At 55.1% G+C, this 26942-nt stretch carries 18 protein-coding genes and 1 tRNA gene; 5 read left to right on the plus strand and 14 right to left on the minus strand.

Annotated features, from left to right (window positions below; genetic code table 11):
• Positions 1-72: 72 nt before the first annotated feature.
• The 11 genes from addA to rpmH form a co-directional block, all read right to left on the minus strand.
• Positions 73-3627: a double-strand break repair helicase AddA gene (gene addA, locus RA157_RS04820; protein ID WP_350335343.1), complete on the minus strand. Its 3555-nt coding sequence runs from the start codon at positions 3625-3627 to the stop codon at positions 73-75.
• Positions 3620-6763, minus strand: a complete 3144-nt coding sequence (gene addB / locus RA157_RS04825) for a double-strand break repair protein AddB (protein ID WP_350335344.1) — start codon at positions 6761-6763, stop codon at positions 3620-3622. The genes addA and addB overlap by 8 nt, the downstream gene beginning before the upstream one ends.
• A gap of 49 nt (positions 6764-6812) precedes the next feature.
• A complete protein-coding gene (locus RA157_RS04830; protein ID WP_350335345.1) occupies positions 6813-7541 on the minus strand; it encodes a nucleotidyltransferase family protein in 729 nt (242 codons plus the stop codon).
• Entirely contained in the window at positions 7538-9049 is a 1512-nt protein-coding gene (gene tsaE, locus RA157_RS04835; RefSeq protein ID WP_350335346.1) for a tRNA (adenosine(37)-N6)-threonylcarbamoyltransferase complex ATPase subunit type 1 TsaE, read from the minus strand. The genes RA157_RS04830 and tsaE overlap by 4 nt, the downstream gene beginning before the upstream one ends.
• Before the next feature lie 8 nt (positions 9050-9057).
• On the minus strand, positions 9058-11478 hold the full coding sequence (locus tag RA157_RS04840) for a PAS domain-containing sensor histidine kinase (protein ID WP_350335347.1): 2421 nt from the start codon (positions 11476-11478) through the stop codon (positions 9058-9060).
• 254 nt (positions 11479-11732) lie between these two features.
• A complete protein-coding gene (locus tag RA157_RS04845; protein ID WP_350335348.1) occupies positions 11733-12425 on the minus strand; it encodes a pyrimidine 5'-nucleotidase in 693 nt (230 codons plus the stop codon).
• Between the two features lie 10 nt (positions 12426-12435).
• Entirely contained in the window at positions 12436-13329 is an 894-nt protein-coding gene (argB, locus tag RA157_RS04850; RefSeq protein ID WP_350335349.1) for an acetylglutamate kinase, read from the minus strand.
• A gap of 256 nt (positions 13330-13585) precedes the next feature.
• Positions 13586-14230 (minus strand): ribosome biogenesis GTP-binding protein YihA/YsxC, encoded by a 645-nt coding sequence (gene yihA, locus RA157_RS04855; protein ID WP_350335350.1) that lies wholly within the window; start codon positions 14228-14230, stop codon positions 13586-13588.
• A gap of 75 nt (positions 14231-14305) precedes the next feature.
• Positions 14306-16102 (minus strand): membrane protein insertase YidC, encoded by a 1797-nt coding sequence (gene yidC / locus RA157_RS04860; RefSeq protein WP_350335351.1) that lies wholly within the window; start codon positions 16100-16102, stop codon positions 14306-14308.
• The gene (gene rnpA / locus RA157_RS04865; protein ID WP_350336154.1) at positions 16099-16476 is read right to left on the minus strand and encodes a ribonuclease P protein component; all 378 of its coding nucleotides are present in this window, start codon (positions 16474-16476) and stop codon (positions 16099-16101) included. The genes yidC and rnpA overlap by 4 nt, the downstream gene beginning before the upstream one ends.
• 32 nt (positions 16477-16508) lie before the next feature.
• Positions 16509-16643: a 50S ribosomal protein L34 gene (rpmH, locus tag RA157_RS04870; RefSeq protein WP_350335352.1), complete on the minus strand. Its 135-nt coding sequence runs from the start codon at positions 16641-16643 to the stop codon at positions 16509-16511.
• 471 nt (positions 16644-17114) lie between these two features.
• Between rpmH and RA157_RS04875 the strand changes: the two genes are divergently transcribed.
• The 4 genes from RA157_RS04875 to RA157_RS04890 all read left to right on the plus strand — a co-directional run bounded on the left by RA157_RS04875 (position 17115) and on the right by RA157_RS04890 (position 21142).
• Positions 17115-17927, plus strand: a complete 813-nt coding sequence (locus RA157_RS04875; protein WP_350335353.1) for a TVP38/TMEM64 family protein — start codon at positions 17115-17117, stop codon at positions 17925-17927.
• Between the two features lie 91 nt (positions 17928-18018).
• Positions 18019-19443 carry a dihydrolipoyl dehydrogenase family protein gene (locus RA157_RS04880; protein ID WP_350335354.1) on the plus strand — a complete coding sequence of 475 codons (1425 nt, stop codon included), beginning with the start codon at positions 18019-18021 and terminating at the stop codon, positions 19441-19443.
• 19 nt (positions 19444-19462) lie between these two features.
• Positions 19463-20917: an ATP-binding protein gene (locus RA157_RS04885; RefSeq protein ID WP_350335355.1), complete on the plus strand. Its 1455-nt coding sequence runs from the start codon at positions 19463-19465 to the stop codon at positions 20915-20917.
• A 148-nt stretch (positions 20918-21065) separates the two neighbouring features.
• Positions 21066-21142: transfer RNA gene (locus RA157_RS04890), tRNA-Arg, on the plus strand.
• Between the two features lie 306 nt (positions 21143-21448).
• Here RA157_RS04890 and RA157_RS04895 read toward each other — a convergent pair.
• From RA157_RS04895 to RA157_RS04905, 3 genes are all read right to left on the minus strand, one after another.
• A complete protein-coding gene (locus RA157_RS04895) occupies positions 21449-22372 on the minus strand; it encodes an LAPAL motif-containing putative phage structural protein (RefSeq protein WP_350335356.1) in 924 nt (307 codons plus the stop codon).
• Between the two features lie 564 nt (positions 22373-22936).
• A complete protein-coding gene (locus RA157_RS04900) occupies positions 22937-23689 on the minus strand; it encodes an autotransporter outer membrane beta-barrel domain-containing protein (protein WP_350336155.1) in 753 nt (250 codons plus the stop codon).
• A complete protein-coding gene (locus RA157_RS04905) occupies positions 23690-24970 on the minus strand; it encodes an Ig-like domain-containing protein (protein WP_350335357.1) in 1281 nt (426 codons plus the stop codon). It lies immediately after the preceding gene.
• Positions 24971-25898: 928 nt separating this feature from the next.
• On the opposite strand from RA157_RS04905, the gene RA157_RS04910 reads away from it, so the two are divergent.
• A complete protein-coding gene (locus tag RA157_RS04910) occupies positions 25899-26927 on the plus strand; it encodes an AraC family transcriptional regulator (protein ID WP_350335358.1) in 1029 nt (342 codons plus the stop codon).
• Positions 26928-26942: the final 15 nt, after the last annotated feature.

The following is a 26942-nucleotide window of genomic DNA, read 5'->3' on the forward strand; positions in this document are numbered from 1 at the left end:
ATCGCCAATCAGAGCGATCCACTTGATTTCACAGGTCAGCTGAAACTGTTTCAGCGCCTGAAAGTTCAATCTCTATGCACCGGAATCAGGTGCGTTGTCTGCTGAAAGGTAGGTAGCCGCCTCAGGCCCGTCAAGGCGTGTCGATGCGTCCGTCGACCAATCCGCCCAGGCAGCGTTCATCTGACCCTCTGGCAGCTCCATCAGACGGGCTGTCTCTGTCCAGTAGAGGAACCCTCTGACTGAAAGATCGGGATAGGCAGCTCCCAGCAGCTGCACATAGGCAGACATCTGCGCCAGATAGGAAAGCGGCACATTTTCCGCTGTAACAGGCGGCTTTCTGTTGGTCTTGTAGTCAAGGATAAACAGCTCAGCCCCCTGTTTCACCAGCCTGTCTATCCGTCCTGCAATCCGCACCGGCTTCCCTTCCCGCTCAAGCACGCCGACAATCGGCACCTCTGAGCGGGCATCTGCTGAAAAGAACGGGGTAAGCTGGGGGGAGGAAAGCATCACACAAACGTGATCTGCAAGTTGCTCTGCTTCTGCCCGGGATATACCGGGATGCCCTGATAGATAGGCAAACGCTCGTACGCGCCGTTCGTCTTCCACCACATCCGGGAGAAATTCCAGAAGCTTGTGAAGAAGAGTCCCGCGTTCTGCCCCCGACAACCCCGATGCCTGCGCCAGCGCTGCGACACCATCAGTGAAATCCGCATCATCAAGAGCGGACGCTGCAAGCGGGCGCGGTGGTTTGCTTTCGGGCCTCGCTGCGTGGGCCAGCCAGGCTGGCAGCGATGGAGCAGCGCGCGCGGCCTGTTCCGCCGCATCCGGTTTATGCTCTCGGGACGGCTGAACGCTGTCCCTCCACAACAGGCTTTCCCCTTCTGGCCTCTGCAGAAGGTTCGAGGATGCTGAAAGCCCCGCCTTGATGAGCGCGTACCAGCTTTGATCATGCGGTTCTTTCTGATTGCCATAGGCCGTCACCAGAAGACGATCACGTGCCCGCGTCATCGCCACATAAAGCAATCGCCTATATTCCTCTTCCTGTTTGCCGCGCAACATCTGAAGACGGTCTGCAAAGGCAGAAGGGCGGATAGCCTTGCGCGGAGCCCAAAGGAGCCTGGGATAATCCTCTTTAGGCTGAAGCAGAGACGGATCATGAGCCGCACTAACCGGGGCCGAACCGCTGTCGACGAGAAACACCACCGGTGCCTCAAGGCCCTTGGCACCATGAACGGTCATGACCCGGATTTCATCCCGACCCTGATCCAGCTCTCTTTTGATATCCGTGCCACTCTTGCGCATCAGTGTGAGAAAGCCCTGCAGCGACGGGATACCTTTCGATTCAAATGACAGGGCCAAGTTGAGGAATTCGTCCAGAACATCCTCCGCCTCTGCACCAAGCTGGCCAAGGATGGACTTACGACCTCCGCCCTCACCGAGAACACGGGCATAGAATTCAAAAGGCCGGTCAAAGTCTGTCCGTTCACGCCAGAGATTGAGTTGCCTGAAGGCTCTTTCGTGACAGCTACCCTTCTCCGTCCGTGCCCGGCGGCCAAGCTCACCCCACAGGGTTCCTTTCCTGTGGGCGGCCAGATCATAGAGTTCATCTTCGGAATATCCCACAAGCGGTGATTTCAGAACCACAGCGAGAGACAGGTCATCCTCCGGCAACAGCATCACATCGCCAAGAGCCAGCAGATCCTCAACCACGATGTGATCCGACAGAGACAACCGGTCCGCTCCGGCAATGGGAATGCTGCGATCCTTCAGAGCCCGATTGAGCGCATCAATGAAAGCACCACGTTTCCGCACCAGCACAAGGATATCACCAGCACTGATCCGTTCGCCTGTTCCTTCAAGACGCTCTCCATCCTGAAGCCAGCGCTGAATCGTATCGGCAATCCTGTTCGCCAGCCGGGAAAGCCCGGTCTGAGCCCCCACATGGTCCACCGGCACAGTCCAATCCGTATCGGCCTCGAGGTGATCCGTCAGTGTGGGTGGCCAGATCTCGACCAAGCCCGGATCATTCCGCCGTACGGCCTCGTGTACGGGTGGTTCTGGTTCAAGAGACAATCCCCGATGGGCATCCGGTGACCGGAACACCTGATCAACGGCCCCAAGCACATCCGGCGTAGAACGGAAGGACAGGTTCAGCTTCAGGGAATGCCAGGTCTTTTCCACTGCACGCGCTCGCCCAGAAAACGCCTTTTCCATACGGGCAAACTCTTCAGGTGCAGCCCCCTGAAATGAATAAATCGACTGCTTCTCATCACCCACGGCAAACAGGGTTCTCTCAACAGGGCGTGCACTGTCCCCGTCAAAGAAATCATCAGCCAGAGCACGGATAACCTGCCACTGGTTCGGGCTGGTATCCTGCGCCTCATCAACCAGAATATGATCCAGCCCCTGATCCATTTTGTACTGAACCCAGCGAGCTGCTTCCGTATCTGAAAGGAGACGCATTGTCTTCAGGATCAGATCATCATAATCCAGCAGTCCGCGATTGTTCTTCATCCGCTCATAGCGAGCAATAACCGCGTCACTCAGCCGAACAATTGCTTCTGTGGCTTCCAGCGCCTTCAACAGACGATACTGATCCAGAACGGCCAGAAGGCGGTCCTGTTCCTGAAGAACCTTGTCCTCAAATTCCGGATAGGTGGCCTTCACCGCTTTTGTGCAAAAGCGGGACCAGGCGCGGGGCTTCTCATCCCCTGGCTTGCCGGTAAAAAACACCTGAACCCAGGCCATCAGCCGCGCTTCATCATCAGACGCGTTCAACGCCGCTTCAAATCGGTCTGCGAGACTCTGATCAATCGAACTCCCCTGCCGCAACAGGATCAGAAGGTCATCAACAAACCGGTTTGGAAGCGTCGGAGAATGGCAACCCGATGTCAGAACCTGCGGCAGAGACAAACCTTCCGGCAGGTCGAGTGATCGAGCCAGCTCTGCCATGGCTTCAGGCACGGATCCAACCGTTTCAAGCCAGCGCCGAAGCACATCCCGCCGCCCGATCATGTCTGAGACAGCATCACGAGCCGCATCGTCAGACGCTGCAGCCACGGCATCAACAAGAGCCCTGCCCAGAACCGCAGCCGGATCAGCGGCCGCTTCCACCAGAACGGAATTGAGCGCCTCTGCAAGCATTTCCGATTGCTCGGCGTCATCAACAACCGAGAAATGCCCTGCTACATTGGCCTCGAACGGAAACTGCTGAAGGAGAGCCTGACAGAACGCGTGGATGGTCTGCACTTTCAGCCCGCCCGGCGTCTCAAGTGCGCGGGCAAACAACTGCCGCGCCTCATCCCGTTCGCCCGCCTTCGGCCTACGACCGACAAGGTCTTCCAGTCGCTTGTCCAGCTCCATATCCGAGAGGCCAGTCCAGTCCGCAAGCTCATCAAAGACCCGTGTCTTCATTTCTGCAGCCGCAGCTTTGGTAAAGGTCAGGCACAAAAGCCGGGAAGGGTCCGAGCCTGACAGCAACAGACGAATGACCCGCCGCGAGAGAACGAACGTCTTGCCCGATCCGGCATTGGCTGACACCCAGGCAGAGGATTCCGGGTCACAGGCCTTGCGCTGGGCCGCAATTGTCTCGGCAGGGATCGTCAGAGCAGGTAGAGCCTCAGTCATCAATCTGCTCCCCTGCCACCATCCATTCCTTCACCCGTGCCAGGTGATCATAATCTCCGGCAAACCGGTTTTCCCGTTCCACACGTGCGCGGGACAGGTAAGGCGTCGTCACCTGCCGGAAATGAGCAATCAGGCGCAGCAGTCGTTGTTCTGCTTCGAGCGCCAGCTGCTCGGGCGTCTTTTCCTTGTTCGCTGGCTTGACCTCTCCGGCTGGCATGCCGCCAGACAGTCTGACATAGGCTATCTCTGATGGTTGCCTGGGCCCAAGTCCCTTGAAACCGCCTCGCATGGCAATCAGCGCTTCCAGAGGCAATTGCGGAGCCAGCATGGATTCCACCTGCCGCGCCGTACTCGGTTGCCCGGTCTTGAAATCAACGACTGAAACAGTGCCATCGAGTTTTTCATCAACCCGATCCGCTCGGCCATGCAGAACAAAGGGCGGTTCCATCGCATCGAACGACAAACGGCCCGGGATCTCCGCATGACGACGATCCAGGTCAAGCACACGGGACACTTCCCAATCCTCAACAACCCATCGGGCGACCCGTTCAAAGCGCGGCCACCAGAACGCGCAAACTTCCGGGAAATCTGAAACCGTTTCAAAGGCCGCTTCTCCACAATCAAGCAAATGGGTAAGTGCGGCTTCTGTCAAAGGGCCATCCCAGCTCGCTGCAAAGTCGGCAAGCGCCTCGTGTATGATTGTTCCTTTTTCGGCAGCACCGGGCAGTTCACCAATCGGCCTTATGGGCTTCAGATTGAGAACATGCCTGGCATAGATCGCATAAGGATCGCGGATCAGGGTTTCAATTTCAGTGATGGACAGGCTATCGGGGCGATCATCAACCGGCGGGCACGGTGCCGGGCGCTCAATCGGACGCACCTGGTCCGGTTCATCAAGTCGTCTGGCCCAATCCAGAATTTCCGCCCCTCGCGCGCGACACACAGCCATTCTGGGCGAACCGGCGAAGGCTTCCAGACGCTGCAGCCAGCGAGAAGCAACAGAAGGCGCTCCATCAGTCCGGAGCGCGCGGGTGTAAACGACCTCCTGCATTCCGGATGCCATAATGAAATCATGCGCAGCAAGCCCGACCCGACGCTCTGGTGGGTCAAGTGTCATATCCCGTTTCATCGGGCGCGACAGCCATGGATCAGACCGGGTCTCGCCGGGCCAGACACCCTCGTTGAGACCACCAAGGACTATGCAGCTGACCGTTTGAAGCCGGGCTTCAAGCGAACCCCAGATGTGCACGCGAGGATGACCGGGAAGCCGCGACCGCACCGAATAGCGCGCCATGAAAGCATCGAACAGGGGATGGTAGTCATGACCGGCAACCGTCAGGGCAACATCCTGGGCATCTTCGCATTCATCAAGGAATGCCCGGAACATGTCCCCGGCGTCCCCTTCATAAAGCTCTCCGGTCGTCCCTGCTTCATCCAGGCACAATCCTTCCAGCACCTGTCGCTGGCACTGCAGAAGGTCATGGAACGGGACGACCTCACCCTGATCAAGGAGATTTTCAAGGGGCGCAAAGATATCCGCAAGCCGCATCAGACAGTCATGCGCACGATCCCAATCCTCATCAGACGCCCGAATCACCTGATCGGGAACCCTGACAGATTTTTGAGAAACAGCCTCCCGTCTGGCCCGAAAGGCATGGATCAGGGCTTCAAGCCCCGGCGTAACACGCGGGCCGCGCAGCAGTGCCAGCTCCACAAGGCGCGCCGCACGACGCACAAGACGACGATCCAGACCAAGGGCGACCAGCGGATGACGCAAAACCGCGAGAACAAGCTTCGGTTCGGTTCCCTGATGCACCAGATCAATCACAAGCCTTGAAAGAATGCCCGGCGGGGTCTGCGCCAGAGGCCGACCGGCTGAATCATCTACCGGGATTTTCCAGCGAAGCAGTTCCCCGGCAACCCGGCGAGCCAGCAGCCTGTCCGGTGTCACAAGAGCTGCGGTAGCACTGTCATTCTCTTCAATGACCTGCCGAAGCTTCAGGGCAATGGCCAGCGCTTCCTCACGGCTGTTATTGGCCTCAAGCAGCGTCACCGCGTTGAGGGCGTCTGTAATCTGCACATCACCCATCTGCTGACGGCTGTGTATCCAGCCAGCCGTTTCAGCCGATGGCCGCATCACTTCGGAAATGAGACGGTCCCGGGCCGGATGCAGGATGCCCCGCGCAGGCTCAAGCGACCGGACATCCTCACGATACGCTCCAAGACCATCCAGTATCCGCTTCAGAGCAGTTTGCGGATGGCCGACCTGATAGGGATGGATGCCTCCATCACCCAACGAAGCCCACCCCTCGGAGCTCATCTGGAAATCAAGACCAGGCAAGACCAGAGCGCCCTGGGGCAGAGCGCAAATGGTTCGCATCAGGTCAATGGCAGCTCGTGCGGTTGAGGTTGCCCCCAGAACAATAACCGGAGATGACGGCTGTGCGATATCGTAGCGTTCAGCCGCCAGACGCAACTGGGCATTTCTGAACTCGGCCGTATCTGACACTCCGCTTTCACTGAGGAACAGAGGCCACTGCTCTGTGACAATCCGCAGGAATGTGAGGGTCAGTTCCCAATACCCGGCATAGTCAGCCGGAACGAGTGACTGGAGCCCTTCCCAGTCTCCTCCTTCATTGGCGACCTGATCCATCAGCGAGAGGAGGTCACCGGCAAGCCAGGCCGCGTCCGCCGGGCTTGATGGAATGGCAATCTGGCGCAGCTGGTCAGCGGGCAGTACCCGTTGGGCCAGGCTTTGAGCCCAGCCATAAACCAGGCGGGTCATGGCCATTTGCCGCTTAAGAGAACTGATGGGCGGGGCTGATGTCTCAGATAAAAGCGCATCAATCGGGAAATCTGCCGAAAGGGTCAGCTCATCCTCATCAGAAACGCCCAGAAGCTCGATACGCGGCAGAATGGCTGCCTTCCCGCCCAGCCGGTCCAGGAAAACATCTTCAAGCCCGCGAACCGCTCGCCGTGTCGGCACAAGCACCGTGACATCGGCAAGGGCAAACGGATCCTCAGAAGGCCTGGATACGGGTCGGATCTGACCAGCCAGCAGTGCATCCACAAAGGTTTCAAAGAACGGCGCACTCGGCGGGATAGAAAACAGTGCAGACGTCGGCGAAACAGTCATGCCCGCACTCCAATCAGGATCTGATAACAACCGAATTCATCGGACCAGTTTATGAACCGCAACGCTGATCTGCAATCACCCGTTCAGCGGCAGGGATCGCATCCGGTGTCCCCACATGCAGCCAGACCCCATCCATCACCACACCAAACAGTCGCCCTTCGGAAAGGGCATGATCGAAGAGTACATTCATGGAGAAGGCACCATCTGGCGCATGGTCAAAAAGACGTCTGTGATAAAGCGCGGCACCGGCAAAGGCATAGCCCTGCCCCTCACCTTTCCCGAAACGGGCAAGGTGACCTGAAGCCGTTTTCTGGAAATCCCCCTCACCTGCATAACCGACAGCCCTGTCCAAAGGCGCAAGAAGAAGCAGCGCATCCATCCTGCCTTCATCCCACGCCTCAGTCATTTTCGAGAGGTTGGGTTCATCTCCATCCAGCCAGAACGTATCCGCATTCAAAGCAAAGAATGCCTCACCACTGAGAAGCGGCAAGGCGCGAACAATGCCGCCACCGGTTTCCAGAATGCTGTCACGCTCGTCAGATACGGTGACCGCTGGCTCATGGCGATTGCGCACATGGGCCTCAATCTGATCCGGCAGATAATGCACATTCACCACCGCATGGCTTATCGGGACACGGGCGAGAGCATCGAAGGCGTAGTCAATCAGGGGTTTGCCGGAAACCGGAACCAGCGGTTTGGGAATGCTGTCCGTTATGGGACGCATACGTTTGCCAAAACCAGCCGACAGAACAATCCCATCCGTGACAGGTCGGGTCATTGCCCCGCCTCCCCGGATGCAAATTGCTCGAACCAGCTCGCCAGCGGCTGCAAAGCCTCATGAGCAAAGGAGCGGTGCAGATAGTCGTGAATGCGGGGCAGGTGACGCAGATATCCTGACTTGCTATCTCTCATATGAAGGCGCGCAAAAATACCGAGAATCTTTGTATTCCGCTGGGCTGACATGATCGCATGTGACCGGCAGAAATCCGCCTCGTCGAAGCTAGCATCAGCCGTCGCTCTCAGCACACAATACCTTGTCAGAAGATCGCGATCCATGCCCTCGGAAACCGTAACCCGCGCATCTCGCGTCAGGCTTGCCACATCATAGGATGCCGGCCCCCTTACCGCGTCCTGAAAGTCAATCAGACCAACCCGTCTGGTACCCTGGCGGTCTGGCAGCCAGATGAGATTGGGCGAATGAAAATCCCGCAGACACCATGTCTCCTGCCTTGCGGCTTCCGGTTTAAGCAACTCCGTCCAGAGGGACTTAAACGCTGCTTCAGCGTCATCAGACAGGCGGGCACCACTGACATACGGCACATACCAGTCAAGCAGCAGGTCAACCTCTATCATCATAGCCTCAAGCCCATAGGCCGGGACATGATGTTGAAGACCATCAGGCAGGTGGACATTCTCAGGCCAGGACTGACTATGCATCTCGGCCAGCACCTCAATCGCAGCCTGATAACGGTCAGCAATTGTCCCGGTCTCATCGACCACCGACCCGACCCCGAGATCCTCAAGGACAATCAGACCATCCTCAGCAGACGAGGCCCGAATTTCCGGTGTACTGAGATGACGGTCAAAGAGACTTTGTCCAATGGCCAGAAACGGTCGAACATCCTCAGCCAGACACGCAATCCGGCTATAGGGAAGACCATTCCGGATGGGCGGCCCGTCGGGCTGCTTCGGGGCATTCATCAGAATGTGCGCGTCCCCCTGCTCATCCACAAGACGTTCATAGGCTCTTGTGGATGCATCACCCTGAATAGCCTGACGTCGGGCCGCCGCGAAGCCCTTTTGATCAAGGAAAGTCCGAATAAGGAGCGTGCGCTCAATGCGACGCAGCCAGGCATCGTCGCCCGCAAAGACGAATCGGCGAACCGTTCGCCCTTCAGGCTCGATCGTCACATCAAGACGATCTGAAGGCAGGTCATCCCCAGCCTTTGATGGCCATTCAATCAGCAATGCGGCATGATGGATGGCATCAAAGAAACCGATCTCTTCCAGCTCATCCGGGCTGCCGAGCCGATAGAGGTCGAAGTGGCTGACAGGGCAACGCGCCAGATCATAATCCTGGACCAGTGTGAAGGTCGGACTTGGAACTTCCAGAGCCTCATCATGGGCCAGAGCACGGATCAGAGCTCGCGCAAACGTGCTCTTTCCGACCCCCAGATCACCATGAAGTGCCAGCACATCACCAGAAGACAGGATAGTCGCGATATCTGCGGCCAACCGACCGGTTGCCGCCTCATCCTCACACAGAACGCTCACTGATTGCGCCATCAACGCCTCTATTCAGCAGCCTGAGCCAACTGATCCGGTCTGAGCGGGAATGAGCAGGACACCATGGAGCCTTCGCCCTCCGTTGACTGGACTTCGACCTCACCACCGTGGAGCTCCACAAAGCTCTTCACAATTGACAGGCCGAGGCCCGCTCCTCTGCGACCACCGGCTGAATCGCCGCTGATGAACCGATCAAAGACCGTGTCCAGAATGTCCTGCGGAATCCCGCTGCCATTGTCACAAACGGCGAACCGGACAAAGGACCCGCCGATTTCACAATGCAGTTCAATCTGGTCACCCTTGTCGGAATGGGCAATGGCATTGGATAGCAGATTAAACAGAACCTGGCGAATACGCTTTTCATCACCAACAAAGCTTGCGCCATCTTCCGGCAGCTGTGCCTGAATGGTGATATCTTCCTCCTGCAGCCGGTCGCGAATACCCTCAATCGCTGCTTCAAGGGTCGTCCGGACATCAATCTCGGTCAGATTGAGTTCCATGATCCCGGCGTCAATTGTTGCCAGATCAAGAATATCGTTGATCAACGCCAGCAGCGCAGCGCCGGACGACATGATGTGTTCGATATACTCGCCCTGCTTGTCATTCAGCTCGCCAATCCGCACATCATTCAGAAGTTCCGCGAAGCCGATAATATTAGTCAGCGGCGAGCGCAACTCATATGAAATGTGCTGAATGAAGGTGTTTTTCAGCCGGTCTGCTTCCTCAAGCGCATCATTACGCTCTTTCAGAGCGCGCTGGACCTGCACAGTTGCCGTCACATTGGTGAAGGTCAGCATGCTGGCGCCATCCGGGAGCGGAACAGTGGCAAAATCGATGACCCGTCCGTCCTCGTTCTCAATCCGCCCGCGATTGCGCTCACGACTATCTGCAAGGCCTGTCACATGCCGTGCAATACCGTCCCACGCATCCTGTTCCTGACCATCAAAATCAAGGAGGCCCGACAGATCCCGGATATGAGGCTCAGCCTCTAGATCCTTGCTCGCAACACCCCAGAGCTTCTGAAACGCCGGATTGAACAGGCGCAGGCGACCATCAGAGCCAAACACCGCCACCGCTTCACTCAGATGATCAAGCGTCTCACCCTGAACCCGTGTCAGAGTATTGTAGCGGCTTTCCAGCTCAATCTGCTCGGTAACATTCTCATAGATATAGGTGACACCGCCTTGGGGATGCGGGTTGGCAACCACACGGAGGGTCTTGCCATCCGGCAAATGCCACCAGAGTTCGCGGGCCTCAACGGCCTGATAGGATGCCAGAATATCGCGCTTCCAGCTCTTGTAGTCAGCCTGTTCCGGCAGCTTGCGCTGAGCCCGCAACTGGTCGAGAACCGCGCTGTCTTCAGGCGACTGCTCAAGAAAGGCCGCAGACAATCCGAAGAGATCGGTAAAGGCCTGATTATAGAACCGGAGACGCTTGTCAGAACCGAAAATCGCCACGGCTGTTGCCAGCTGATCAAGCGTTCTGGTGTGGAAATCAAGCGCCCGTCTCAGAGCCGTCTCCGCTTCTTCAAGAGCGCTGACGTCAGTAGCAATACCGGCGCTGCCCATCTCGGACGAGACATCAACAATATCCGCCACACGCCGCTTGCCGTTAATGATCACCGGCTGCCGACCCGTATAGAGCTCTGTCTTAAGCTGCTCGGCTGTGACGATATCCCGGTTGCGGCTGTCGAGAAGCTCCATGCTGTCCGAGACAGCATCCGCTTCATTATCCGCATCAACCGCATCCGCATAAGCCTGGTTCACCCAGGTCAGCTTGCCGTCTGCACCGCGCATCCAGACAGGTTGCGGCATGGTATGAAGAAGAGCTCTGACGACATCCACATCGCGCACCAGGCGGCCATAGCGCTCACGCAATTCAGCATGCTCAAGCCGTTCGCCAGCCAGATTTCGGATTCGGACAAAGGCGCGGGTCCCGATGGTCCGGCCAATCGCCTCAACAAAAATATTGCCCTTGGTCGCAATCGACAGGGAGAACACTTCCCCACGGGACCGAAGATTGGCAACGGCCCGATCAAGTTCAGTCGCTGATTCTGCCGTAAGCCAGGACCCGAATGAAAGGAAGGCGGTGACGTCGGAGGGAGCGGTATCGATCAGTGACAACCGGCCCGACACTTTTGGCATGCCGTCTCCGGACCACTGGACAATGACTTCATCCCCGGCCTCAATCAGGGCTTCCACCCGATCGAGCTCGGCCTGAAGCCGTCCCATCTGCCCGCGACGATCAGCGTCTTCAGCCGCTAGCTTGCGCTTCTGGGCAAGCGCCCAGGTCGCAACTGCAGCGGCTCCGCCAAGCGCTACAGCACCAAGAATACCAGAGATCATCCCTGTACTAGCTCCCGCATCCAGCGCCGTTTGCGCCAGAGCAGTTTTGGACGACAATCCGGTAAAAACAGATGCCAAAAGCAAGGACCTGGTCCGTGTTAGACTCCCCCCGTTAACCCGGCCGCATCCAGGCATTACACCACCCTCATTGTAAACATCTTTGCCGCGCTGCAGTCCGGGCGTTGCCTCTGCGCCTGGCTGCGAATCACTTTAAGTTACACTGTTCGGGAATCGCGCTAAAGAGTCCGAAAGAATAAATTCTGAACTTTTCGTAAATATCTTTGATAACCGCCTCGTCATCCCCAGTCATCATTCCCGGGAACGGGCAAACAGCCTCTTTACAGCTCAGCCAGTACAGACTGCAGGAAGCCCGCAAGATTATCTGTAACGAACTGAATATGCGGGGCATTGCGACCTTCAGCTTCCCACTCCTCATGGAAAACCTCGCGCGTATGCTCTGGCACAAGCAGCACAGTCCGCATGCCCATGTCATGGGGCACCTCGAGATTCCGGGACAGATCCTCAAACATGGCTGTCCGTTTCGGATCAAGCCCGGTTTCTTCCGCAAGGCGGTCATAGACCACACGATGCGGCTTCGGGATCAGATCAGCCCAGACGATATCAAAAATCTCTTCAAAATGATCGGTGACACCAAGGCGGTTAGCCACCGCCTCCGCATGGGCAACGGTACCATTGGTAAAGATGAATTTCCGTCCCGGCAGGGCCTCAATCGCTTTTGCAAGCGCGGGATCAGGCTTGACGGGTGAATGGTCGATATCGTGCACATATTCGAGAAATTCATCCGGCTCGATACCGTGTTCGATCATCAGTCCGCGAAGCGTGGTGCCGTATTCCTTGTAATAACTCTTCTGCAGGCGATGGGCATCGTCTGCGGGCATATCCAGCAGACATGATACGAAGTCACGAATCCGCACATCAACCTGGGCAAACAGGTCGCAATGGCGCGGATAAAGCGTGTTATCGAGATCGAACAGCCAGGTATCGACTCCACGAAAGGACGTCAGCTCCATGGGATCACTTTCAGCGTTTGATCAGTGTACCGATACCATGCTCTGTGAAGAGCTCCAGCAGCACCGTGTGAGGAACCTTGCCATTGAGGATAACAACACCCTCAACACCCTGCTCAACAGCCTGAATACAGGTCTCGACTTTCGGGATCATGCCACCCGAGATCGTGCCATCTGCAATAAGCCCGCGGGCCTCGGCAATCGTCAGTTCTTCAATGAGCTTGCCATTCTGATCAAGAACGCCATTCACATCGGTCAGGAACAGAAGACGCTTGGCATGCAGAGCACCCGCCACTGATCCGGCAAATGTATCCGCATTGACATTGTAGGTCTGACCATCTTCACCCGGACAGACCGGCGCGATCACCGGAATAAGATTACCGGTTGCCACAGTATCAAGAACCTGGCGGTTCACATGATAGGGTTCCCCGACAAATCCGAGATCGATCACTTTCTCAATGTTGGAATCCGGATCCACAATCGTCCGCGTCAGCTTGCGCGCGGTCACCATATTGCCGTCCTTGCCGCAGAGGCCGATGGCCCGACCACCCTGAGCGGTGATGGATTGCACGATCTGCTTGTTGATAGACCCGGCAAGAACCATTTCGACCACTTCAACAGTGGCCTTGTCCGTAATCCGCAGGCCTTCGGCAAACTCGCTCTTGATCTGCAGACGCTGCAGCATGGCCGCAATCTGCGGGCCGCCACCATGAACCACAACCGGATTGACGCCTGCCTGCTTCAGAACACCGATATCCCGTGCAAACGCTTTGCCAAGCTCAGGGTCACCCATGGCATGGCCGCCATACTTCACCACAACGGTCTGGCTTTCGTATCGCTGCATATAAGGCAGCGCTTCTGACAGAATACGTGCTTTTTCGAAAACTTGGCCGCTATCGGCTGACATGGCAGACTTCCTGACTTCCCTATTCTTATCGCCTAGAGCATTTTGAGCTTAAACAGAGTCACTCATAATGCTCTATCTACTTGTTTGTAAGCATATTCTTGTCCGAAAACCGCACACACTTTTCGGGAATATGCTCTAGCTCTCATCGAACAGGCGATTTTGACAGCCATAGCGCGTTTGGCCCGCACACTCAATTATCTTAAGCGTGAGCTCTCAGACTATCGGGAAAACAATTCAGCTTCCCGGACCCGGAGGCCTATTCTTCGCGCAGCATTGCAATCTCGGCCCGCAATTCATCAAGCCCCAGACGTTTCTCGCTGGATGTTGCCAGAATGAAGGGATGCGATGCCGGGTGTTTGCGAAGAGTTTCAAGAGATGCGGCCTTGAGCGCCTCCAGTTGCGTCGCGGAAATCTTGTCTGCCTTGGTCAGCACCACCTGATAGGAGACCGCTGACTTATCCAGCATGGACATCACTTCAATATCATTGGTCTTGATGCCATGCCGGGCATCGATCAGCACGTAGACGCGCCGGAGATTGGGGCGTCCCCGCAGATAGGAGCGGATCAATCTGTTCCAGTCATCAACCTTGGCTTTTGGCGCTTTGGCAAAGCCATAGCCAGGCATATCGACAATTGTAATGCCGGATTCCGAGACAAAGAAATTCAGCTCTTGCGTCCGGCCTGGCGTGTTGGATGTCCGCGCCAGCCCGTGCTGGCTGGTCAGAGCATTGATCAGGCTCGACTTACCAACATTCGACCGCCCGGCAAAAGCCACTTCAACCCCGTCAGCTTCCGGCAGGAACTTCATGGAGGGAACGCCTCGGGTAAACGTCCACGGTCGCGCAAACATGACACGCGCCTCTTCAAGGAGTTCCGGTTCGTACTGGCTGTCCTGATCCATCTCGTAACAATCTCACATCATCTGAAGAAAATGGCGCGGAAATCCGCGCCATCTGCAACCTCATACAACAAGGCTCTAACTGCTTGCCTCATCCTTCGACTTGCGGAAGGTATCCTTGATATTCTTGAGGATCTCCACCTTCACGCCCTGACGACGCATGATGACATATTGCTGGATGATGGACAGGAAGTTGTTCCACGCCCAGTAGATCACCAGACCAGCCGGGAAGCTCGCCAGCATGAAGGTAAACAGCACCGGCATCCAGTTGAAGATCATCTGCTGCGTCTTGTCTGGTGGTGCCGGGTTCAGCTTCATCTGGATGAACATGGTAACACCCATGATAAGCGGCCAGATACCAAGCGCCGGGAGCCAGCTCGGGTCCCAGGGGATCGCACCAAACAGGTTGAACAGGGATGTCGGGTCCGGCGCGGCCAGATCCTGAATCCATCCAAAGAACGGCGCCTGCCGCATCTCGATGGTGACGAACAGAACCTTATAGAGCGCAAAGAAGACCGGGATCTGGATAAAGATCGGCAGACAACCCGCAGCCGGATTGATCTTCTCTTTCTTGTAGAGCTCCATCATGGCCTTCTGCTGGGCCGGCTTGTCATCCTTGAAGCGCTCGCGGATCTTTTCCATTTCAGGCTGAACAAGCTTCATCTTACTCATGGATGCGTAAGACTTGTTGGCCAGCGGGAAGAAGACCATTTTCACCAGAACCGTTACAGCAAGAATGGCCAGACCGAAATTACCAAGCAGGTGGAAGAGCCAGTCGATCACATAGAAGAGCGGCTTGGTAATGAAGTGGAACCAGCCCCAGTCAATCAGAAGCTCGAACCGGTCAATGCCAATATTCTGCTCGTAGCCGTCAATCATATTGACCTGTTTGGCACCGGCAAACAGATGCGCTTCAATCGACTGTTCAGAGCCTGCCGCAATCGTCACGCTCTGCCCCAGATAATCGGCCTGATAGGCGTCCGCTGCCGAACCGCCCGTAAAGTCGAACCGCGGGGTAAAGGACTGATCCCGTGATGGAATCAGCGCAGCAGCCCAATATTTGTCCGTAAAGCCGAGCCAGCCACCTTTTGAAGCCCCAAACGTCTGGGCTCCATCTTCCTTCAGCTCGTCATAGTCGACTTCCTTGAGGCCATCTTCGCCAAAGACACCCAGAAGACCTTCATGCAGGATGAAGAAGCCTGAGATTTCAGGTGTGCCCGCCCGGGAGATAATACCGTATGGAAAGAGCGTAACCGGATTTGAACCGGTATTTTTCACACTCTGGCGAACTGAGAACATGTAGTTCTCATCCACAGAGATAACCCGCTTGAACTCAAGACCCTGACCATTGTCATAGCTCAGTTCTACCGGCGCATTTACAGAGAGGGTCTGATTACCATTGACGGTCCACTCGCTTTCAAGTGTCGGCAAACCATCAAGCGCACCACCAGAGCCAATCCAGCCATGATAGGAATAATAGGCGTTTGGACCACCCTGAGGAGAGAACAGGATAATGGTCTCGCTGTCCGCATCCACAGTCTCGCGATAATCCTTGAGACGCAGATCATCAAACCGCGCACCCTTCAGATTGATTGAACCGGCAAGACGCGGGGTATCAATCGTGACCCGGCCGCCCTGGGCCAGAGCTTCATCACGCGTTCCGGTAACCGTCTGCTGCACAGAGCCGGGAACAGACTGCTCAACAGAAGCGGCACCAGGTGTCTGGCTGGCAGGAGCCTCTCCGGTCTGGGTCTGCTGGGCGGCTGCGCGCAGCCGGTCCGCCTCCAGGCGAGGCTCAATAATGAAATACTGCCAGCCGATCAGGATCAGAACTGACAGCACCATGGCCAGGATTAGATTCTTGTTCTCGGTCATGGGTTCTTCAAACCTTCCATGGTCGATACTTGCGACCGTTTCCGTTTGTCACGACTGACGCGATGAAGCGCCTGACGAAAATCATTCAACAGTGCCGAATAAGGTTCTGTCAGGGTGCCCCGACGGCCGATCAGCACATAATCATGTCCCGGTTCGGAAAGCACTTCAGCCTCCCGCACCAATGCCCGCAACCGTCGCTTGACCCGATTGCGCACGACAGCATTGCCAACTTTCTTCGTCACGGTGAAACCAAACCGGGCAACGGGCCCGCCTTTCAGTCCGTGATCGAGCACTTGAAGAACAAAGCCGCGGCGAGGGATTTTCGTCCCTTTCGCCGCGGCCAAAAATTCAGAGCGTTTTTTTAGCCGAACCATCGGCAAATCCCCGGCCCAGAAGGAGACCGGGATTAAGCTGAAAGGCGCTTGCGGCCGCGAGCGCGGCGAGCAGCAAGAACCTTGCGGCCACCCTTGGTCGCCATACGCGCACGGAAACCGTGACGACGCTTGCGAACAAGCTTACTCGGTTGATATGTCCGTTTCATAGGTCTATTCCGCGCAAGCGCGGTCCCTAATTGCTCCAGATACAAAGATCGGAGTGTTAAGCTGGAAATCGATGCCCAAAGAGAGGTCACTCTTTGGCGACCCTCAAAAAACATCTCTAGTCGACCGCGGTCTATAAGTCCTTGTGCGATGGAAGTCAACGGAGTGTCGCCTCTTCAGAGCGATTCACCCTCAGTTTTCTTCTCTGACCGTCAAAACAGAGGGAACAGAGTTTCTGACTCCCGGATAAACGTCTTATAATACCTCACTCAGTATTCTGACAGCTCAAACCCCGTCCAAAGGGATCAAGGCTTATGACACACTCTGACAAACCCATCAAAACCCGGTGAGATCGCTGAAATTCAACCACCAGGGCCTCTACATGAAAGCCGGAAGCGAGTAGGTTCCCGGTCAACATACACAATGCTGAATGTGAACCGAAACTTAGGAAAACTACGCGAAGGTAAACCAGCATGACGCAACAAGACGGGGCACTTATGGAATCGGGTGACACTTCGGAAAAGCAAAAGAGTCCACTCAAGCGGTGGCTGCCACTGATCCTTATTGGGGGCCTGTCGCTCTTTGCAATCAGCCAGGGCTGGCATAATCACCTGTCGCTGACCTCTCTTGCAATCCACCGTACAGCTCTCCTCGACTTTGTCGCCAGCAATTTTCTTGTCGCTCTGCTTGGCTATATTGCCCTCTATACAACGCTGGTGGCCCTGTCTTCACCGGTGGCCAGTCTGGCAACGATTACCGGCGGGTTTCTGTTTGGCTGGCTCGTGGCCGGTCCTGCAACGGTTCTGTCCGCAACGCTTGGGGCATCCATTCTGTTCCTTGCCGCAAAAACATCCCTGGGCGGCGCGCTTGAAGCCAAGGCCGGTCCATGGCTACAGAAACTATCGGCAGGCTTCCGGTCCGAGGCTTTCAGTTATCTGCTGTTTCTGCGGCTGGTTCCGGTTTTCCCTTTCTGGCTGGTCAATCTGGCACCAGCCTTCTTCAACGTCCCACTGAAGACCTATGCTGTGGCAACTGCACTCGGCATTATCCCGGGCACATTTGCCTTTACCTATATCGGTGTGGGGCTGGGCTCGATCATTGACGCGCAAATGGAAGCCAGCGGCGCAACGCCAGCTTGCCTTGAGGCGGGAACATGTACACTCGAATTCAATATCGGCTCGCTCGTCACACCGGAACTCCTGATTGCGCTGGCAGGCCTCGGTATTGTCGCGATTATCCCCGTCGTTCTGAAAAAGCTGCGTAGCAACAAGGAAGCCGGAGCCTGAGCGCTCTCCGGCACAAGACACGTGCAGAGTCCGGCAACCTGTGCCGGGCTCTGTCTCATGAAGGCAACACTTACGGAGCATCGTTCCGACCATGACCAAAACCCTCACTCCCGATATCTGTGTCATCGGAGCCGGATCAGGTGGCCTGACCGTGGCTGCGGTGGCTGCCGCATTCAACGTGCCGGTCGTATTGATTGAAAAAGGCAAGATGGGCGGTGATTGCCTGAATTATGGATGCGTCCCCTCCAAAGCCCTGATTGCCGCAGGAAAACAGGCTCAGGCCATACGGGATGGAGCCAAGTTCGGTATCTCGGCTGGTGATCCGGTCGTGGATTTTGAACAGGTCCACAAGCACGTTCACGACGTCATCGCTGAAATCGCACCCCATGATTCAGTCGAGCGCTTCGAAGGGCTCGGTGTAACGGTCATTCAGGAAGCCGCCCGTTTTATCGACCATGAGACAGTTCAGGCCGGAGATGTGACGGTCAAGGCCAGACGGTTTGTCATCGCCACAGGCTCATCAGCAGCCCTGCCACCCGTTGAGGGCCTTGATGACGTTCCCTACCTGACAAACGAAACGGTCTTTGACCTCACAGAGCAACCCGAGCACCTGATTGTCATCGGTGGCGGCCCCATCGGCATGGAACTGGCACAGGCTCATCACCGGCTTGGCAGCCGCGTCACTGTTCTGGAAGCCTTCAAGGCGCTCGGCAAGGATGACCCGGAGCTGACCTCTATCGTTCTGGATCGCATCCGTTCAGAAGGCGTGGACATTCGCGAAGGTGTAAGAATTGCCCGTGTGGAATCTCTCGACGAGGGCATTCGGGTCGTTCTGGAACATGATGGCGGAGAACTCGCTCTAGACGGCGACAGATTGCTGGTTGCAGCGGGTCGCGCGCCCAACATTACAGGCCTCGGCCTTGATGAAGCGGGCATCAAACACGATAAGCGCTCTGTTCTTGTGGACCGGAGCCTGCGGACATCAAACCGCAAGGTCTATGCGATTGGTGATGTCATTGGAGGGCTGCAGTTCACCCATGTGGCATCCTATCACGCAACTCTGGTCATCCAGCAGATCCTGTTCCGTCTGCCGGCCAAGGAAGATCGATCCATCATTCCCTGGGCAACTTACACGGACCCGGAAATTGCTCATATCGGCCTGACAGAAGAAGACGCACGCAAGGCACACGGAACAATTTCTGTGCTGCGCTGGCCCTATTCAGAAAATGATCGTGCGCAGGCCGAGAAAAAAACCACCGGTCTCATCAAGATTATTACAGACAAGAAGGGTCGTATCCTTGGCGTCAGCATTGTCGGCGACAAGGCCAGCGAGATGATCAACATGTGGTCCCTTGTGGTCAGTCAGAAACAATCCGTCGGCAAGGTGAAAGGGTTCATTTCCCCCTACCCGACCATGACTGAAATCGGAAAGCGCGCTGCTGTGACCTTTTTCAAGGACTTCCCATCCAAGCCTCTGGTAGGGTATATCATTCGCATGCTGCGCGTGTTCGGTTAGGAGCAAGAGCATAGACCAGATGGCCGGGTCAGAGGCAAATGAGACTGGCAAGTCCAAGACAGTCCAACTCAAATGGAGTTTGTCGACCAAACTCCTGCTGCTGACGATTGCCTTCATCATGCTCAGCGAAGTGCTGATTTTCATTCCGTCAGCCGCCAATTTCCGCAACAACTGGCTGAAAGACAAGGTCGCGATGGCAGCAGTTGCCGCCGTGGGCGTGACCACCTTCGATCAGCGCGAGCCACCAAGGGTCCTCCAGGATCGCCTACTGGCGGCCACCGGGGCCCATGCAATTGCCGTCAGGTCTGCCGGGCTGAGACGCCTTGTTGCCATGGACCGCATGCCCTCTTCTGTCGATATCAGCACCGATCTGAGGGAGATCGGCCCGCTCACATCCATCATGCAGACCTTTGAGACCCTTTTTGCTTCAGACGGCCGCACACTTTTGGCCATAGGCACGCCTCCGGAAGGTGGAGAGGCGCTGGAGGTGATCATGGATGAAACCCCTCTCAGGGCCGATCTGATTGCCTTCAGCATCAACATTCTGCAGCTCTCCCTCATCATTTCCTTTGTGACCGCTGCATTGGTCTACATCAGCCTTCGCGCCCTGTTCCTGAAACCGATGGAAGCACTGACCCATGCCATTGTCGCATTCCGGGATGCACCGGAAGACAAGGCCAGCCGTGTGGTGCCAACCAATCGCACTGACGAAATCGGCCTGATGGAACAGAGCTTCTCGGACATGCAGGAGCAATTGTCAGACACCCTGCACCAGCAGAAGCGGCTCGCCGACCTGGGACTGGCCGTCTCCAAGATCAATCATGATTTGAGAAACATCCTGGCTTCAGCACAGCTCTTCTCAGATCGCCTGTCCGATCTGGATGACCCTCTGGCCAAACGGATTGTGCCAAAGATCTTCCATGCCCTCGACAGGGCTGTAAACTACACCAAGTCCGTTATGGACTACGGCAAGGCGCAGGAAGCCCCACCGTCCCGCCGTCGCATTCACTTGCGCAAGGTGATTGATGACATCGGCGAGACTCTGGCTCTTGGCGATCGGGAAGATATCGACTGGTATATTGCCTGTGATGACCACGTAGAACTGGATGCTGATCCGGAACAACTGTTCCGGGCCATGCTGAACCTCTGTCGCAATGCCATTCAGGCCATGGAAAGTGACAACCGGCCGGAGGTCATTCGCCGTCTGTCTGTCTATGCCATGCAGGCCGATGTGGGCATCCTGATCCGGATTTGTGATACAGGTCCCGGCGTGCCGGAAAAGGCCAAGGAAAAACTCTTCCAGGCATTCCAGGGCTCTGTTCGGCAAGGCGGAACCGGCCTTGGTCTGGCGATAGCTTCAGAACTGATCCGCGCCCATGACGGCACGTTGAGACTGGTTGAATCAGACACCGGAGCCACGTTCGAGATCTTCATACCAATGCCCGAACAAGAGCAGGTTCTGGCCGCCAAGTAGCAGGCTGCTGCACGCGCTACAAAGCCCAGGCAGGGCAGAGAATCTTTTTTGTTCACAAGCCCAAAAGAAAAACAAGAATAGGCTTGCCAAACCCTCCAGAAGCTATTACGAGTACGCCCCACACGAGGCAGTCAACTGCCCGCGGCAAGCACCGGTAGCTCAGCTGGATAGAGCACCAGACTACGAATCTGGGGGTCGGGAGTTCGAATCTTCCCCGGTGCGCCATTCCCCAAAGACACCATCAAAATAACCGACTGATATTTCAATGTTTTCGCAAGAGAGCATGACAGCGTGATTCTGAAAAGCTGATAGACTTTTCAGATAAAAACTCGTGAAAATACAAACCCTTAAAGCACCGCTACCAATTCAAGTTAAAGGTCTGGCGCTTGTGGCGCGCCTTTTCATTCTGCACAGACTGCGCTTTTAACGTGCACAGAGCGCTTTGTGGATGATGCTTTAATCAAGCGCATTTAGCGCCATCTCTTTGTGGTTCTTTTAACGCAACTTTTATGAGCGGATTAAACTGCACCATTATGCGTCGAACAAATCACCCGTTTTATCGGTTTGCAGGACAGCAAGAACCCTAACAATAGTTTGGTCACTATCCTTTAGATTTCCCAGTTCATCATATTTGTAATCGTGCCGCACACGAACCCTCAATGCTTGACCTGGTGTGATTGGATGCTTACCGGCATGGAACTCTTCCAGCCACTGTTCGTCTTCGATTGGAGCGTTAAAGTTGTTCTTTCCATGTTTGAACTGCCATTGGGATTGCCCAAGTAAATCAGGTTTCCTAATGATCAGCACCATGTCGATCTCATTAGACAACTCCTGAGCGGCTTCAACATCTGGCATATGCTCCGATGGCATCCATTTTGACTGTAAATCAACGGAATACTCTGTCTCGTCGAGTGTGATGGTAAGGCTTTCTCCGTCCTTGAACCTCTCTTTTGTCCGCTGGATCCGGTCGAGAGATTGAGCAACTCTCGATGAATTTAGTTTTGGGTAATCAGGCACATGCCTAACATCGGTTTCCTGAGCCAAGGCACGAAACTTCTCAGTCAGATCTTCAATCTGTACTGATTCTTCTTCATCGATATCTCGGTCGAGCCATTGAAGCGCTGCATATTTCGCCTTGACTAGATACTTGCCGACTTGGGGTTTCCAATCGAGGTCTTTCAGAGCTTGATCATCAGCTTCCTTCAATAGATTTCGCAGAAAGATTTTGATGCTGGATTTTTCAATATCTTCCAGGATTAACTGGGTTGAGATTTTCGTATCAATAGACGTAATCAGAACCCCATCCAGATCTTCGAAAGAGCGGATGAGCTCACTGGCAATATCAAACACCCGAGCCGCCGAACCGGTGGTGTCCCGATAATCAATTTTGATAACCAGATCAGATGGAGGTGTTCCCATTTTGTCACCTAGTACAATTTCAAAAGAATCATTCATGGGAATGATGATGTTTTGATTAAGGTGTATGAATTGATAATTCATCTAGAGATTGGTTGGAAATCACTAGCTCCCACGCCTTCTTTGAATCCTTTGCACCAGCCGCGTAACTCAATGTGACCTCCTCGAAATCGAAACCTGAGAAGATTTCGCGGATCTCTGGCACGTCATGAATCGACATCAGGAACCGGCCTTTTAGAGACCTGAGTTGATCGGCAAGGCTCTGGAAGTCTTCTACGCTGAATACGCTTTTGCCGTAGTGGCCGGATGTCAGACCAACATCCTCAATTCATTTTTCAAAGCGCGGCATATTCTGTTTTATCGCCGTATTCCGAAAAATCTGATGGAGCATGGTCAGGTCGACAGACTTGTAGTGTGCTTGAAGGCCAGGTGCCTATAGCAGGCTTCGGTGATACCGGGGCCTCTTCAAGACGTCGCTTAAGGGTCAGACCGACCCTTTACCCAGAACCAGGGTTCAGGCTCATAGGTTCCATCCGTTCTACATCTCTTCTTTAGACAGAACGGACAGAACCTATGAGCCTACCCCCCTGTTTCTCCCGGTTTTTACCAGTTGAGGCCTGCGCGTGCTCTTACGGTCCATGCTTCGAACGTGTCATCTCCGATACCGGCATAGCTGCCATCCACATTGAAATGCATGCCATCGGCTGTCATGAGAGCGAGACCGGCTGTGACGGATGCACTCAGGCGCTCGTCTGCCAATGTTGACGGGTTGGACTGGAACCGGTTCGCTGTGTTCTCGGCCGAGAACGTCCAGACCCCCCGGGCTCCAAGACTTGGGGTCAGTGCCATGCCGTTATCCAGCTCGAACGTTCTGCTGAAGGTCGGGCCGAATTCCAGCGTTCCCGATTCATAGGTCAGTGACGGGATCGCGGTGCCGACAGTGTCGACATAGGCATCTGTGTCCTCACGATAGTAGGACAGACGCACTTCCGGCTGGACCAGAACCTCATGGAAGGAAAACTCTCCAATCAGGGCACCTGTGACCAGCCACCGCTCTGAATCGAAATCATCAGAATACGTTCCCAGGGGAGAGACACTGTTGTCGGCCTGCCCCCAGGATGCTGCTGCATCGATATAGAACTGATCGGTGACCTTAGCCGTTAGATATGGCCCGACCATAAAGCCAAATCCGTCTGATTGACCGGCACCTGACGATTGATCATAGGTGATCCAGTCAAGCTGGGCACCAACACCAAGCAGCAGCCGTGATGTCATCAGATAGTCAGCCCCGGCGTGGAGAACTGTAAAGTTGCCCTCCCCTGACAGGCCCTCATATCGGCTGTATTTGCCTTCCAGTCAGATGTCAAACGGGTTGGTCTCTTTAACTCCGGGGCCACGCTCAAGCCCTTGCAGCTCATTGAGGGGCAGCTCATTGAGGGCACGCACACTCTCTGCATGTGTCTGACCTATGTCTGTGGTCTGTGTGGCATAGCCTGACGCGTGTGGCGGCGTCGACACGCTGCCGGCGCTGTCCCGGCGTTCTGTCGTCTCTTGTGGTGTCTTGTAGCTGCCCTGTGAGGGACGCGGTCCGGTCTGCTGAATCCCGGCATAGGACAGGATTGTGACGGGATCGGCGGAGACTGACGTCTCAGCGCCTGCGGCTTGCGCTTTACGGAGGCTGAAAGAGAAGCGTCCCTCTGTATCACTGATTGTTGCGGAGAAGGGCAGATAACCGCTCGACACCGTTACCCCAAACCCGGAAATGCCGCCATTATTTGTATCACGACCGTTTAACCGATCCAGACGACGGGACTGGCTCGGACGGTTCTGGAGGAGAAGATTGCCCCGGTTCTCAAGGAGAGACCCGATGATGGCCGTCGTCTGCTCCAAAGCCGTACCTTCTACGGTGACACGCGTTGCTGCGGTATTGTCGTTGCCTGCCTGGTCCTGCGCGACGCCTGCGGCCACATCGATTGTGATGTCAGACCCTGATGACGGTGTAATCGATGCGGTGAAGCTCTGATTATCCGTTGTTGTGAGGGCTGTCACGGTGCCATTGCCAACGGTTACATCCCCGGCAACGAAGTTCACAACGGGTTCTGAGAACTGAACCGTCACATTGAAGGGTGCAGTGCCATCATGCGTACCTGGCGCGTTCAGAATGGAAACGGTGGGCGCGATTGCATCTGCTACGGTGACCCGTGTTGCTGCAGCATTGTCGTTGCCAGCCTGGTCCTGCGCGACCCCAGCCGCTACATCAACTGTGACGGCAGCCCCTGATGACGGTGTAATCGATGCGGTGAAGCTCTGGTTATCGGTCGTTGTGAGACTGGTCACAGTGCCATTGCCGACGGTTACGTCCCCAGCAACGAAGTTCACCACGGGTTCGGAAAACTGAACAGTCACATCAAACGGCGTCACCCCGTCATGAGAGGCCGGGGCATTCAGAATGGAAACAGTGGGCGCGGTTATATCGGCTAAGGTGATGGATGCAGAGGTGGTCGGGATCGAATTTGCATCCGTAGACGCCAGACTGTACCGAAAATCGTAGACTGTCGTTCCGTCGCCGGTGATTGTACCGCTGGACGTACCAAAGCTTTGTCCATTATCGATTACGGCACGAAAACTTAGCCTCATTCTCACAAGCTCTGCAAAATTTGTCGCCGTGGCGCCTGAGGCAGTCTCAAATCCGGAAGAGACATTTGTAACAGAACTGAGACCACACATCCCCAGGAAACCCGCATCAACGACGGAACTAGCGGGCATTGCGGTTGCGTTCACAGCGCCTCCGAACACGCTTACCCTAATATCTGCACCCGTAGGGCTAGCACTCGTAAACGACGAAAAAGCGAACAATGCGTTGGTGGCCGAGTATGTAATGGCTCCAGTCGACCCGGTACTGTCGCGAAAAACATCTAAAAAGAAACCGCAAGCCCCGAAAGCGGGCAGAAGTCGAGCGAAATAGTCCTGCGTATCATTCCAGGCCCGGGCAGGAGATGACATCCCGATTGCTGCAGCGACAACAGCGAAGACCAGACCCAGCTTGACCAACCACGCCTGAAGGGACTGACCCAACTCTGACACGCGTGATGGTCTGGCTCCTGAACCCCGCCACATCCGGTACACCGCATTAGTATTTTTGATCGCTGAACTCTTACGGATAGATTTCATCTTGACGTGTCAATGCCGCAAAACAGCCCCTGTGTTTCGCTGCATTCTCTCCCCATGCCTTGGTTGTTTCAGGCGACAAAGACCAGCTTTTCGTTCTTTTCTGGCGACTGCGCCCAATTTGTTGCTTTCAACGCCCTACAGGAAGAAATTGCTCTGAGACAAATGAAAACAGGGGGTAATGGGGTATGTGAGACGCTCAAGCAATGTTTCTGAGACAAAGCGACCTGTTGTTCAGGCTTTTGAAATTCTATGAATAAAACTCTATACAACGAGAACCAGATAACAGGTCTCATTTATGCGAATTGCCGTTAGCATAGATCAAGATCAGTAGAATGGCAGTTCTGTGAACGGCCCAATAACAGAAAAATGGAATACGAAGCCAAGGGAGAGGAGCTTGGAACAAGAAAATGCAAAAAACTCAGCTTCCAAACACAGAATTGAATTCTGCACCGATAATGTTGATGCAAACGTCTCACTAGATTTTTGGAAAGACAAAATGGAAGCCTTTTTTGATGTAAAAGGCTTCGGTGAAGATGCGCCTTTGCAAGGTATTCAAGGGCACATCGCTCTTCTCCAGACCAATCGAACGATTTTTGGTAAAGTCAGCGCACAGCGCCAGACTTTTTATCGCGATAATCAGAAAATAGCGTCCGATTCACTGGACCATTTTATCGTACAGGTTTTCCTGAAAGGTGGAGGGCCGGTGCTGGATGGCCCGACAGTGCAAAACGGTGATCTCTTTGTCATCGACATGGCGCGTTTTCACGAGCGACTGAGTTATCCGTTCACAAATCTGTCCTTCATCATCCCGCGGGACCGTGATCCATCGCTCTCTCACATATTGGAGAGGCTGCACAATAAAACCCTGCCGGGGCGGCACCCTCTGGTCGCCATGATCCGAAGACAGATGACACAATTGTGGGACTATCAGGACGACTTTTCCATTGCGCAGATGGAGCTGGCAATGGAGAACACGGTCGAGCTCATCAAAGCAACGCTCAATCAATCCAATCCTGCCTCTTGTGAGGCGACCTATAACGCCAGCCCGGCTCTGGGACATGCGATCCGGGACTATATTGAGCAGAATCTGGGGCGCCCCCTGGAGGTTGAACGTCTTGTCGCCCGTTTTCAGATTTCACGGGCCCAACTCTATCGCTTGTTCGCGCAACATTCCGGGATTTCCCGTTATGTGCAAGAGCGGCGTCTGATGATGGCTTATCGGCTGCTTCTGCAAAAGGGCAATTCACTCAGCATATTTTCCATTGCTGCGACCTGTGGCTTTAAATCGGAAAGCCATTTTTCCAACTCCTTCAGAGCCCGTTTTGGACGAACAGCACAAGATGTCCGCGCGGAAGGGAATATACTGAAATTGCGGACAGACGGGGATCGTAAGCTTTTGGACCAGTGGCTTTCAGATCTGTAGGATCAAAATAAAACC

Origin of the sequence: Coralliovum pocilloporae (assembly GCF_030845175.1) — a bacterium.
GTDB lineage: Bacteria > Pseudomonadota > Alphaproteobacteria > Rhizobiales > Cohaesibacteraceae > Coralliovum > Coralliovum pocilloporae.

What these genes read in the sequence shown, in the direction of transcription:
- addA (WP_350335343.1), bottom strand. Translation starts at nt 3,627, where the DNA reads ATGACTGAGGCTCTACCTGCTCTGACGATCCCTGCCGAGACAATTGCG.
- addB (WP_350335344.1), bottom strand. Translation starts at nt 6,763, where the DNA reads ATGACTGTTTCGCCGACGTCTGCACTGTTTTCTATCCCGCCGAGTGCG.
- RA157_RS04830 (WP_350335345.1), bottom strand. Translation starts at nt 7,541, where the DNA reads ATGACCCGACCTGTCACGGATGGGATTGTTCTGTCGGCTGGTTTTGGC.
- tsaE (WP_350335346.1), bottom strand. Translation starts at nt 9,049, where the DNA reads ATGGCGCAATCAGTGAGCGTTCTGTGTGAGGATGAGGCGGCAACCGGT.
- RA157_RS04845 (WP_350335348.1), bottom strand. Translation starts at nt 12,425, where the DNA reads ATGGAGCTGACGTCCTTTCGTGGAGTCGATACCTGGCTGTTCGATCTC.
- argB (WP_350335349.1), bottom strand. Translation starts at nt 13,329, where the DNA reads ATGTCAGCCGATAGCGGCCAAGTTTTCGAAAAAGCACGTATTCTGTCA.
- yihA (WP_350335350.1), bottom strand. Translation starts at nt 14,230, where the DNA reads ATGGATCAGGACAGCCAGTACGAACCGGAACTCCTTGAAGAGGCGCGT.
- yidC (WP_350335351.1), bottom strand. Translation starts at nt 16,102, where the DNA reads ATGACCGAGAACAAGAATCTAATCCTGGCCATGGTGCTGTCAGTTCTG.
- rnpA (WP_350336154.1), bottom strand. Translation starts at nt 16,476, where the DNA reads ATGGTTCGGCTAAAAAAACGCTCTGAATTTTTGGCCGCGGCGAAAGGG.
- rpmH (WP_350335352.1), bottom strand. Translation starts at nt 16,643, where the DNA reads ATGAAACGGACATATCAACCGAGTAAGCTTGTTCGCAAGCGTCGTCAC.
- RA157_RS04875 (WP_350335353.1), top strand. Translation starts at nt 17,115, where the DNA reads ATGACGCAACAAGACGGGGCACTTATGGAATCGGGTGACACTTCGGAA.
- RA157_RS04880 (WP_350335354.1), top strand. Translation starts at nt 18,019, where the DNA reads ATGACCAAAACCCTCACTCCCGATATCTGTGTCATCGGAGCCGGATCA.
- RA157_RS04885 (WP_350335355.1), top strand. Translation starts at nt 19,463, where the DNA reads ATGGCCGGGTCAGAGGCAAATGAGACTGGCAAGTCCAAGACAGTCCAA.
- RA157_RS04895 (WP_350335356.1), bottom strand. Translation starts at nt 22,372, where the DNA reads ATGAATGATTCTTTTGAAATTGTACTAGGTGACAAAATGGGAACACCT.
- RA157_RS04905 (WP_350335357.1), bottom strand. Translation starts at nt 24,970, where the DNA reads ATGAGGCTAAGTTTTCGTGCCGTAATCGATAATGGACAAAGCTTTGGT.